We start from the raw sequence: 11,451 nt of genomic DNA, 5'->3' as shown, positions 1-11,451 counted from the left end.
CCGGTCGTGACCCTCAGCGCGGTGACGATCCTGATCCTGTCGCTGGTGGCCGCTGTCGTCGTAGCGATCGGTGTATGGGCTTATTCCACCGCCAACCGCCTCGACCGCCTCCACGTGCGCTCGGACCTGTCCTGGCAGGCTCTGGACGCGGCCCTGGCCCGGCGCGCGGTGGTCGTGCGGAGCATCGCGGCGTCGATCCCGGTGCCGGAGGGACGCGCCCTCGCACTGCTCGCCGACACCGCCGAGCGGGCCGACCGTACTCGGCGCGAGGAAGCCGAGAACGCGTTGTCGGCGGCCCTGGCACGGCTCGAGACCGGCCGATTGCGGCCCCAGCTCGTAGCCGAACTCGCGGACGCGGAGGCGCGGGTCCTCATCGCCCGTCGCTTCCACAACGACGCGGTGCGCGACACCTTGGCGCTGCGTCGCCGTCGGCCGGTCCGCTTGCTGCATCTCGGCGGTACCGCGCCGCTGCCCACCTACTTCGAGATCGCCGAACGCGCGGGTACGGTCGCGACCGCTCCCGCGCCCGTACCTGCCGCCCGCACCACTCCGATTCCGGATCGGGCACGCACGTCGGCCAGGGTCGTGCTGCTCGACGAGGACGGCCGGGTCCTGCTCCTGCGCGGACACGACCCGGCGGCGCCCGAGCGGCACTTCTGGTTCACGGTCGGCGGCGCGGTCGAGGGTGGCGAGGACCTGGCGACGGCCGCGCTCCGGGAGATCGCCGAGGAGACCGGCCTCCGCGTCGATCGCGATCACCTGTGCGGGCCGATGTGGCGGCGTGTGGCGGTGTTCCCGTTCAACGGGGAGGTCCTGCATTCGGAGGAGTTGTTCTTCGCGGTGCGGGTGCCGTCGTTCGAACCCGCCGACGAGGGTTTCACCGATCTCGAGCGGCGCATGCGCCTCGAGCATCGCTGGTTCGACGACGAGGACCTGCAGGCGCTCGTGCGGTCCGGAAACGCGGTCTACCCGCAGGATCTGCCCGAGCTTCTCGACGAGGCGCGGCAGATCGCGGCGCGGCGACGCGAACCGGAGATCCGCGCGATCCACTGACACCGCCAGAAGCATCTCGGTCACGCCGAGCGTGTACACGTGCGGGCCAGTGTGCGGAACTGGACGGTTCCGACGAGAATATGCGGGTCCCGATACCCGGACTGCGCGCCACTCGCTACGAGAATATGCGCTGATGCGGACGACAGTTCGGGTCGGCGTGATCGAACCTGCCGACGCTCGGTGAAGGAATGGACCGACATAATGCAGTCCAGTTGTTCGCAACTGGCTATGGGTCCGGCTCCGATACACCCCTAAGCTGGGGACCGCTGCCCGGTCGCTCGTGCGCCGGCAGTATTCGTCGATCCGTCCACCGAGGAGGAATTCCCATCGTGACCAGCCCCGATACCGCCCCCGTCACCGGCACCGCCCGCGTCAAGCGAGGCATGGCCGAGATGCTCAAGGGTGGGGTGATCATGGACGTGGTGACCCCCGAGCAGGCGAAGATCGCCGAGGACGCCGGCGCGGTGGCGGTCATGGCGCTCGAACGCGTGCCCGCCGACATCCGCGCGCAGGGCGGCGTGTCGCGCATGAGCGACCCCGACATGATCGACGGCATCATCGAGGCCGTCTCGATCCCCGTCATGGCCAAGGCCCGCATCGGCCACTTCGTCGAGGCCCAGATCCTGCAGGCCCTCGGTGTCGACTACATCGACGAGTCGGAGGTGCTCACCCCCGCCGACTACGAGAACCACATCGACAAGTTCGCGTTCACGGTGCCGTTCGTGTGCGGTGCCACAAATCTCGGTGAAGCACTGCGCCGTATCAACGAGGGCGCGGCGATGATCCGTTCCAAGGGCGAGGCAGGCACCGGCGACGTGTCGAACGCCACGACCCACATGCGCCGGATCCGCCAGGAGATCCGTCGTCTGACCTCGCTTCCCGAGGACGAGCTCTACGTCGCCGCCAAGGAACTCCAGGCGCCCTACGATCTCGTCGTGGAGGTCGCGCGGGCGGGCAAACTGCCCGTCACCCTCTTCACGGCCGGTGGAATCGCCACCCCCGCCGACGCGGCGATGATGATGCAGCTCGGCGCCGAGGGCGTGTTCGTCGGATCCGGAATCTTCAAGTCGGGCAACCCCGCCCAGCGTGCGGCCGCGATCGTCAAGGCCACCACCTTCCACGACGATCCGGACGTGCTCGCGAAGATCTCACGTGGTCTCGGTGAGGCGATGGTGGGCATCAACGTCGACGAGATCCCGCAACCCCACCGGCTCGCCGAACGCGGCTGGTGATCGCCTCATCGGGGTGCGTGCAGGGCGAGCAGGGCGACGTCGTCCTGCACGCCCTGCCCGAGCGTCCCGAGCACCTCGCACACAGCCCCGACGGCCTCTGCGGCGGTCGCCGGCTTCGACGCGCGAACGTGATCGAGCAGCCGTTCCTCCCCGAAACGCTCACGGGTCTCACCGGAGACGAGTGCCTCGCTCACGCCATCGGTGTACAACAGCAGCGTGTCGCCGGGACGCAACGCGAAGGCGTGCTCGACGAGTCGCGGGGCGGGCAGCATCCCGATCAGCTGTCCGCCGACCGTCGGCAGGTAACCGACGCTGCCGTCCGCGCGCACGAGGATCGGCGGCGGATGCCCACCCGAGGCGAGGCGGATGTCGATCCTTCCCGACGCCGGGTCGGGCGCGACCGTACCGAAGGCGAGCGTGCAGAAGGGTGCTCGCGCGCCGCTGTCGCGTTCGTCGAGCAGAGTCGTGTTGAGCGTCCTGAGCGCCGCCGACGGGTCCGTCTCGTAGACCGCCGCGGCACGCAAGGTGTACCGGACGATCGACGTCACCGCTGCCGCGCGGGCGCCCTTTCCGCACACGTCGCCGAGGAACAGTCCCCATGTTCCGGCGCGCGCGGGGAACAGGTCGTAGAAGTCGCCGCCGACCTCGTCGGGAGACGCGATGTGGTAGTACGCGTCGACCTCGAGGCCCGGCACCTCCGGCAGGCTCGGCGGGAGGAGAGTGGCCTGGAGAGTGGTGTTGACCGTGCGGAGCCGTTCGCGTTCGAGTTCGGCCTCCCGGCGGGCCCGCAGCAGTTCCGACTCGTAGGCCCGGCGTTCGCGGGCGTCGAAGAGCATGGTGCGGATCAGTGCCGGCCTGCCCTCGGCGTCGGACTCCACGACGGACGCGGCCAGGACGGGCAGCCGGGTCCGGTCGGCCCGGACGAGTTCGAGAGCGATCCCGTTGATCTGCCCCTGCACGAGCAGGAGCGGAGCGTAGTGGGTCTCGTGGTAGATGCGACCGCCCACGCTGAGCAGGTCGGAGAAGTACCGCTTGCCGACCAGGTCGTCGCTCGGGTATCCGAGCCAGTCCGTCAGCGTCCGGTTGACGTCGGCGATGCGGCCGTCGGGGAGGGTCGTGAGGAATCCGCACGGCGCGTTCTCGTAGAGCATGTCGCCGTGGCGCGGGCCGGGATCGAGGATCCGATCGGGCGTCGCCGTCACCCCGATCTGCGTGCGAACGCCGCGATCGCGGCGGCGGTCTCTTCCGGTGCGCTGAGCTGTGGGCAGTGGCCGGTCGCGTCCAGGGTCACGAGTTCGCTCCCCGGGATCTGCTCGTGAACGAACACGCCGACCTCACGCGGCGCGATCGCATCGTGGGCGCACTGAGCGACGAGAGTGGGCACCGACACCGCCGCCAGGTCGGCGCGGTTGTCGGACAGGAAGGTCACCCGGGCGAAGACCCGCGCCACCGCAGGGTCGGTGCGGCAGAAGATCTCGGCGAGTTCGTCACCGAGCTCCGGCCGGCCGGGATTGCCCATGATGACCGGGGCCATCGTGTCGGTCCAGCCGAGATAGTTCGCCTCGAGGGAGTCGAGCAGTTCGTCGATGTCGGCCGCGCTGAACCCGCCGCGGTAACCGGTGACCGGATCGTCGATGAAACACGGGGACGGTGCGAGGAGCACGAGTCCGGCAAAGACGTCCGGGGCTGCAGCGGCGGCGAGGACGCCGATCGAGGCGCTCACCGAGTGACCGACGAAGACCACCGGACCGAGGTCCAGGCCCCGGCACAGGTCGACGACGTCCTCCGCGTAGGTCTCCATCCGCGAATAGCGCCGAGGGTCCCAGGCCGTCGCATCGGAACGCCCGGAACCGACGTGGTCGAACCGCACCACGGTGAAGTCGGATTCGAGACGCGGGGTCACCAGGCGCCACAAATGCTGGTCGCAGCCGAAACCGTGCGCGAGGACGACGACCGGACCCGGCCGGTTCCCGGTGATCGTCACGCTGTTGCGGCGCACCACATCGGTGACGTCTTGCATTGCACCCCCTCTGTTCTCCCGAGCGTGTCACATTCGGTACTCGAAGGCGATCCCGGTTGCCGCACGACTTCCCGGGGACCCGGCGTTCGGCGCACGTCCGTGCAGCTAGCCTTCTTGCGAACGGTGCACAGAAGGAGATCGCATGGCGAAGATCGAGCAGATCCTGGCGCTCGAAAAGATCGAGAACGACATCTTCCGGGGCATAGCGACGGAGACGCTGCTGCCGCGGACGTTCGGTGGTCAGGTCGCCGCGCAGGCGCTGGTGTCGGCGGTGCGCACCGTCGAACCCGACCATCTGGTGCACTCGCTGCACGGTTACTTCCTGCGCCCCGGCAATCCCACGATGCAGATCGTCTACCTCGTCGACCGGATCCGCGACGGCCGCTCCTTCTGCACCCGGCGCGTGACGGCCGTCCAGGACGGCAAGGCGATCTTCACCATGTCGGCGTCGTTCCACGTGCGCGACGAGGGGATCGAGCACCAGGACACGATGCCTCGGGTGCCGGATCCCGAGGAACTGCCCGATCCGGAGACCGTGATCGACGACGCCACCCTGCTGTGGGCCAAGAAGGAATGGGCCGAGTGGGACTTCCGGTTCGTTCCCCGCGACCGGATGGATTCGTCGAGCAGGATGGCCGCGCAGCAGCAGTTGTGGTTCAAGTCCCGCGAGATCCTTCCCGACGATCCGGTCTTCCACGTGTGCACCCTCGCGTACATGAGCGACATGACGTTGCTGGGCTCGGCGAGTGTCGGCCACGACGACGAACGGACGCAGGGCGCGTCCCTGGACCACGCGATGTGGTTCCTGCGGCCGTTCCGCGCCGACGACTGGCTGCTCTACGACCAGACGTCACCCTCCGCCGGACTGGGCCGGGCGCTGACCCAGGGGCGGATCTTCGATCGCAACGGCAACATGGTCGCGGCGGTGGTGCAGGAAGGACTCACGCGGTACCTGCGCGATTCCTGAACGGGAAGTCCCGACCGGGCGCCCTTCGGAACCGTCGCGGGCCCGGCGCTCCGACGCTGCACACCGGCGACCCAGAACGGACAGGCAGGCAACAGTGACCACTACTTCCCCCACGATCGGCGTCCTGGCATTGCAGGGCGACGTCCGCGAACATCGCAGCGCTCTCGAGGCGGCAGGCGCGCGGACGATCGCGGTGCGTCGCGAACGCGAACTCGACGAGGTCGACGGCATCGTCCTTCCGGGAGGCGAATCCACCACCGTCAGCCGTCTGCTGCGTGTGTTCGACCTGCTCGAACCGCTGCGGGCCCGGTTGAAGGCCGGGCTGCCCGCCTACGGTTCGTGTGCCGGCATGATCCTGCTCGCGTCCCGGGTGCTCGACACCACCGACGATGCCGAACATCTGGACGCACTCGACATCGTGGTGCGCCGCAACGCGTTCGGCCGCCAGGTGGATTCGTTCGAGACCGACCTGCCCGTGACGGGCCTCGACGACGGTCCGGTGCGCGCGGTCTTCATCCGCGCACCCTGGGTGGAAGAGGTCGGTTCCGGCGTCGAGGTCCTCGCCACGGTGCCGGACGGGCCGGCGGCGGGACGAGTGGTCGCAGTGCGTCAGGGCGCTGTGATCGCGACGTCCTTCCATCCCGAGATCACCGGTGACCATCGTGTGCACCGGCTGTTCGTGGAGACCGTGCGCTCGGCGACCCGGCGGCCGGGCGGTATCCCACAACGGGAGCGCGTAGAATCGACTCTCCGACCTGTCGGTTGACGCCGACCACACTTCGCCGGAAGGGGCTCGAAGCGAATGAGCGGCCACTCCAAATGGGCCACCACCAAGCACAAGAAGGCGGTCATCGACGCCAAGCGCGGCAAGATGTTCGCGAAGCTCATCAAGAACATCGAGGTGGCGGCCCGGACCGGCGGTGGCGACCCGGCGGGTAACCCGACCCTGTTCGACGCCATCCAGAAGGCGAAGAAGAGCTCGGTCCCGAACGACAACATCGAGCGTGCGCGCAAGCGCGGCGGCGGTGAGGAAGCCGGTGGCGCCGACTGGCAGACCATCACCTACGAGGGTTACGGCCCCAACGGTGTCGCGCTGCTCATCGAGTGCCTGACCGACAACCGCAACCGCGCCGCCGGCGAGGTCCGGACGGCGATGACCCGCAACGGCGGCAACATGGCCGATCCGGGCTCGGTCGCCTACCTGTTCACCCGCAAGGGCGTGGTGGTGCTCGAGAAGAACGACCGGAGCGAGGACGAGATCCTCGAGGTCGTCCTCGAAGCCGGCGCCGAGGAGATCAACGATCTCGGCGACTCGTTCGAGATCGTCTCCGAGGCGAGCGACCTGATCGCCGTGCGTACGGCTCTCGTCGACGCCGGCATCGACTACGACTCCGCCGATCCGGATTTCCGGGCCTCGGTCGAGGTGCCCGTCGACGCCGAGGGCGCGCGCAAGGTCATGAAACTGGTCGACGCGCTCGAGGACTGCGACGACGTGCAGAACGTCTACACGAACGTCGACATCTCCGACGACGTGCTCGCAGAACTCGACGCCTGAGCGACGTTCGCGTCGTAATCCGTCTCCGAGCGACGCTCTCGTCGCCCTTGTCGCAGCGGCCGGGGTCGCGTGTCGGTCTCCCGGCACCCGACCCCGGCCGCTATGCTCTCGAACAGGCGTTCGCAATCGTGCGGAGCGGGTCGGGATCCGTCGAGAGTTGTCGGAACCGGCCGTATTCGGGTGTCGAGAGGTGAGTCGGGTGCGCGTAATGGGTGTCGACCCCGGTCTGACCCGCTGCGGGCTCGGGATGGTCGACACCGGACGCGGACGCGACGTCATCCCCGTCGCCGTGGGTGTCATCCGCACCTCGCCCGACCTCGCCCTGCAGCACCGGCTGCTCGAGGTGTCCGACTCGGTCGAGGAATGGATGGACCGCTACAAACCCGACGTCGTCGCGATCGAGCGCGTGTTCTCCCAGCACAACGTGCGTAGCGCGATGGGCACCGCGCAGGCCGGTGGCGTCGTCGCCCTGGCCGCGGCGCGGCGGGCGATCCCGGTCATGTTCCACACGCCGAGCGAGGTGAAGGCCGCGGTCACCGGCAGCGGCACGGCCGACAAGAAGCAGGTGACCACGATGATCACCCGCATCCTCAAGCTCGATTCCGCGCCGAAGCCCGCCGATGCCGCCGATGCGCTCGCGTTGGCCGTCGCACACTGTTGGCGAGCTCCGCTGCTCGCCAGACTCGCGGCCGCCGAAGCTGCGGCCGCCCAGCAGAAGAAACGCTACGAGGAGCGGCTGCGCGAACAGTCGGCCGTACGGAAGGCAGGTAGCCGGTGATCGCCTCGGTACACGGCGAGGTACTCGACATAGCCCTCGACCATGTGGTGATCGAGGCGGGAGGGATCGGCTATCGGATCAACACCACACCCGCGACCCTCGCCGGGCTCCGGCGCGGAGAGCAGGCCAGACTTGCCACCGCGATGATCGTCCGCGAGGACTCGATGACGCTGTACGGCTTCGTCGACTCGGAGGCGCGCGAGTTGTTCGGCCTGTTGCAGACGGTCAGCGGGGTCGGCCCCCGGCTCGCCATGGCCACCCTGGCCGTGCTCGAACCCGACGCCCTGCGTGCGGCCCTGGCCGACGGCAACACCGCGGCGCTGACGCGGGTACCGGGGATCGGCAAGCGCGGTGCCGAGCGCATGATCGTCGAACTGCGCGACAAGGTCGCGGCCTTCGGTGCGGCCGGATCGGCGTCGGTCGCGGCCGGTGCCTCGCCGCTGCGCGACCAGATCGTCGAGGCCCTGGTCGGGCTCGGTTTCACTCCGCGACAAGCGGAGCCGGCCGCCGACAAGGTGCTCACCGAGGATCCGGGCGCCGACGTCTCCACGGCACTGCGGTCGGCGCTGAAGCTGCTGGGTAGGTCGCGGTGACCGACGAGTACCGCGAGTTCGACGCGGCCGCGTCCGACCGCGAGCGGTCGCCGGTGACGGCCGAGCATCTGCCCTCCGACAGCGACATCGAGACGAGTCTGCGCCCGACCAGTCTCGACGACTTCATCGGGCAGCCGAGGGTCCGCGAGCAGCTACAGCTCGTGCTGCGCGGCGCCAAGCTCCGCGGCGGCACTCCGGATCACATCCTCCTGTCGGGACCCCCCGGTCTCGGCAAGACGTCGATGGCGATGATCATCGCCACCGAACTCGGCACGTCGCTACGACTCACCTCCGGTCCCGCGCTCGAACGCGCCGGCGATCTCGCCGCGATGTTGTCGAATCTCGCCGAGGGTGACGTGCTGTTCATCGACGAGATCCATCGCATCGCGCGCCCCGCCGAGGAGATGCTGTATCTCGCGATGGAGGACTTCCGCGTCGATGTCGTGGTGGGGAAGGGGCCGGGCGCGACGTCCATCCCGCTCGAGGTCGCTCCCTTCACCCTCGTCGGCGCGACCACCCGTTCCGGTGCCCTCACCGGCCCCCTGCGCGATCGGTTCGGTTTCACCGCGCACATGGACTTCTACGAGCCCCCCGAGCTGCAGCGGATCCTGCACCGGTCCGCCTCGATCCTCGGGATCGATCTGCGCGACGACGCTGCCGCGGAGATCGCCGGCCGCTCGCGGGGCACTCCGCGTATCGCGAACCGGTTGCTGCGGCGCGTCCGCGACTACGCCGACGTGCGGGCCGACGGTGTCGTGACCCGGGCCGTCGCTCAGGCCGCGCTCGAGGTGTACGACGTCGACCCGATCGGTCTCGACCGTCTCGACCGTGCCGTGCTCGGTGCTCTCGTGCGCAGTTTCGGTGGCGGCCCGGTCGGGGTGTCCACGCTCGCCGTGGCGGTGGGGGAGGAACCCGCCACGGTCGAGGAGGTGTGCGAACCGTTCTTGGTCCGTGCCGGGATGGTGGCCCGCACCCCGCGCGGACGGGTGGCCACGCAGGCCGCCTGGCTGCAACTCGGGCTCACCCCGCCGCCGGAAGCCGCCACCGGTGGCATCGAGGTACGCGCGCGTGAACCCCAGCTCGACCTGTTCGAGGACGGCTCCGGCACCGTCCGCGAAGGTGGTGCCGATCCGTCCGACCCGGACGATCCGGACGTACGGCGGTAGGACGCTCGGCCGGGGAATGGCACACTGGTCTACTGCGTCGGTCTGTGGAGGCCGACCCCGACGTCGTGGAGCCGCCCGCGCCACCACGACACGCTGGTGTCGCCTGCGTCACCACCCGCCGACAACGACCGAGGACTGACTTCAACGATGGAACTGCTCTTCCCTCTCCTGATCCTGGCACTGCTCGTCCCCACCTTCCTGGGCGTGCGGCGTCAGAAGAAGGAGATGCAGAAGGTGTCGGTGTTGCAGGATTCCCTGCGCATCGGCGATCGCGTCATGACCACTGCGGGGCTGCACGCCACGGTGGCGGCGCTCGCCGACGACACCGTCGATCTCGAGATCGCGCCGGGCGTCGTGACCACCTGGTCGCGCCTGGTCGTCCGGGAACGCGTCGAGACTGCGACCGCGCAGGATCCGGACCTGTTCCGCAAGGACGACGATACGAATCCGCCGGAGGGACGTCCCACCGAGTACTGACGGCAGCTCCGCGCCCCACCGTGTCGGCACCGGACTCCCGGTGTCGAGGCCGAGCGCCGCGCGACTGCATCCGACCACCACTCACTCTCATCGAGGAGACCGACAGACCGTGGCACCTTCCAATGGATCGGTGCATCCCGTGCGCGCTCTCGCCCTGTTCGGGGTGATTCTCGCCGCGTTGTATGCACTGGTCTTCTTCACCGGGGACAAGTCGCCCACCCCGAAGCTGGGCATCGACCTGCAGGGGGGCACCCGCGTCACCCTTACCGCGCGAACCCCCGACGGGAGCAGCCCGAGTCCGGACAGCCTCCGCCAGGCCCAGCAGATCATCGAGACCCGCGTCAACGGCCTCGGTGTCTCGGGTTCGGAAGTGATCGTCGAGGGCGACAACCTCGTGATCACCGTTCCGGGTGAGGACAGTGCCCAGGCCAGGACTCTGGGACAGACCGCCCGTCTGTACATCAGGCCGGTGATCGGGGGACCGATCGACGCGAACATGACGGCCGAGGATCTCGCCCAGCAGCCCGGTGCCGGTGCACCCGGCGGCGGCCTGCCTGCCGAACCCGCACCGGCAGAGCCGGCTCCCGCCGACCAGGCGCCGCCGGCCGAGGCGCCCGAACCACAGGGGCGCCCGTTCCCGGCGCAGGATCCCACCGCGCCGACCGACGCCCCGGAACCGGGCGACGCTCCGGCCGAGCCCACCGATGCACCCGGGACGCCCGCTCCCGCACCGGAGGGCGTGACGCCCGCTCCTGCCCAGCCGAACGACGGCTCGCTCACTCCGCAGGAACAGGCAGCCGCCGACATCGCCGCGGCCAAGGCCGCCCGTCAGAGCGAGGACCCCGCGGTCCAGCAGGCGGCGGCCCTCGCCCTCGACTGCTCCGCGGCCGACCCGCTCGCCGGCAACGACGACCCGGCGCTCCCTCTCGTCGCCTGCTCGACCGACGGCACCGCGATCTACCTGCTCGGACCGAGCATCATCGACGGCCAGCAGATCGAGGACGCGACCTCCGGTTTCAATCAGCAGCAGTCGCGCTACGAGGTCAGCCTGACCTTCGACAGCGAGGGCAGCAACACGTGGGCGCAGTTCACCGCCGCGAACATCGGTCAGCAGGCCGCCTTCGTGCTCGACTCCAAGGTCGTCAGCGCCCCCGTGATCCAGGGCGCCACCCCTTCCGGCAGCGCCACCTCGATCACCGGCCAGTTCACGAATACGCAGGCCGCAGAGCTCGCGAACACCCTCAAGTACGGCTCGTTGCCGTTGTCGTTCGTGGCATCCGAAGCCGAGACCGTCTCCGCCACACTGGGTCTGGCATCGCTCGAGGCCGGTCTGATCGCCGGTGCGGTGGGTCTGGCCCTGGTGCTCCTGTTCTGCCTCGCGTACTACCGGATGCTCGGACTGCTCACCGCGTTGTCGCTCGTTCTCGCGGGTCTGGCGGTCTACGCGGTCATGGTGCTGCTCGGCAGATACATCGGGTTCACGCTCGACCTCGCCGGCGTCGCCGGTCTGATCATCGGTATCGGCATGACCGCCGACTCGTTCGTCGTGTTCTTCGAACGGATCAAGGACGAGATCCGGGAGGGGCGGAGCTTCCGTTCCGCGGTGCCAC

General features: G+C 69.2%; 12 protein-coding genes. 10 read left to right on the top strand and 2 right to left on the bottom strand.

The window, feature by feature from the left end:
* The first annotated feature begins 6 nt into the window (after positions 1–6).
* Positions 7–1,053, top strand: a complete 1,047-nt coding sequence (locus R1101_RS0108525) for an NUDIX hydrolase (protein ID WP_026003040.1) — start codon at positions 7–9, stop codon at positions 1,051–1,053.
* A gap of 329 nt (positions 1,054–1,382) precedes the next feature.
* Entirely contained in the window at positions 1,383–2,285 is a 903-nt protein-coding gene (gene pdxS, locus R1101_RS0108520) for a pyridoxal 5'-phosphate synthase lyase subunit PdxS (protein WP_016933018.1), read from the top strand.
* A 5-nt stretch (positions 2,286–2,290) separates the two neighbouring features.
* On the opposite strand, the gene R1101_RS0108515 is transcribed toward pdxS, so the two are convergent.
* Together R1101_RS0108515 and R1101_RS0108510 are read right to left on the bottom strand one after the other, a co-directional pair.
* On the bottom strand, positions 2,291–3,487 hold the full coding sequence (locus R1101_RS0108515) for a SpoIIE family protein phosphatase (protein ID WP_016933017.1): 1,197 nt from the start codon (positions 3,485–3,487) through the stop codon (positions 2,291–2,293).
* Positions 3,484–4,305 (bottom strand): alpha/beta fold hydrolase, encoded by an 822-nt coding sequence (locus R1101_RS0108510; protein WP_016933016.1) that lies wholly within the window; start codon positions 4,303–4,305, stop codon positions 3,484–3,486. Before R1101_RS0108510 ends, R1101_RS0108515 begins: the two co-directional genes overlap by 4 nt.
* A gap of 142 nt (positions 4,306–4,447) precedes the next feature.
* Here R1101_RS0108510 and tesB point away from each other — a divergent pair, with 142 nt between their 5' ends.
* The 8 genes from tesB to secD all read left to right on the top strand — a co-directional run.
* The gene (gene tesB / locus R1101_RS0108505; protein WP_016933015.1) at positions 4,448–5,272 is read left to right on the top strand and encodes an acyl-CoA thioesterase II; all 825 of its coding nucleotides are present in this window, start codon (positions 4,448–4,450) and stop codon (positions 5,270–5,272) included.
* A 94-nt stretch (positions 5,273–5,366) separates the two neighbouring features.
* Positions 5,367–6,038 carry a pyridoxal 5'-phosphate synthase glutaminase subunit PdxT gene (gene pdxT, locus R1101_RS0108500; RefSeq protein WP_037222571.1) on the top strand — a complete coding sequence of 224 codons (672 nt, stop codon included), beginning with the start codon at positions 5,367–5,369 and terminating at the stop codon, positions 6,036–6,038.
* A 36-nt stretch (positions 6,039–6,074) separates the two neighbouring features.
* On the top strand, positions 6,075–6,827 hold the full coding sequence (locus R1101_RS0108495; RefSeq protein WP_016933013.1) for a YebC/PmpR family DNA-binding transcriptional regulator: 753 nt from the start codon (positions 6,075–6,077) through the stop codon (positions 6,825–6,827).
* Between the two features lie 199 nt (positions 6,828–7,026).
* On the top strand, positions 7,027–7,605 hold the full coding sequence (gene ruvC, locus R1101_RS0108490) for a crossover junction endodeoxyribonuclease RuvC (RefSeq protein WP_026003039.1): 579 nt from the start codon (positions 7,027–7,029) through the stop codon (positions 7,603–7,605).
* Positions 7,602–8,198, top strand: a complete 597-nt coding sequence (gene ruvA / locus R1101_RS0108485) for a Holliday junction branch migration protein RuvA (RefSeq protein ID WP_016933011.1) — start codon at positions 7,602–7,604, stop codon at positions 8,196–8,198. Before ruvC ends, ruvA begins: the two co-directional genes overlap by 4 nt.
* Positions 8,195–9,364 carry a Holliday junction branch migration DNA helicase RuvB gene (gene ruvB / locus R1101_RS0108480; RefSeq protein WP_016933010.1) on the top strand — a complete coding sequence of 390 codons (1,170 nt, stop codon included), beginning with the start codon at positions 8,195–8,197 and terminating at the stop codon, positions 9,362–9,364. The genes ruvA and ruvB overlap by 4 nt, the downstream gene beginning before the upstream one ends.
* A gap of 147 nt (positions 9,365–9,511) precedes the next feature.
* A complete protein-coding gene (gene yajC / locus R1101_RS0108475; protein WP_016933009.1) occupies positions 9,512–9,841 on the top strand; it encodes a preprotein translocase subunit YajC in 330 nt (109 codons plus the stop codon).
* A 109-nt stretch (positions 9,842–9,950) separates the two neighbouring features.
* Positions 9,951–11,451: protein translocase subunit SecD (secD, locus tag R1101_RS0108470; protein WP_081494057.1), on the top strand; the 1,501-nt coding region annotated here is incomplete at its 3' end.

The organism is Rhodococcus sp. R1101, assembly GCF_000278445.1.
Taxonomy (GTDB): Bacteria; Actinomycetota; Actinomycetes; order Mycobacteriales; family Mycobacteriaceae; genus Rhodococcus; species Rhodococcus gordoniae.
Note: the sequence above shows the minus strand (reverse complement) of the source record. Positions and strands in the feature narration are given on the sequence as shown.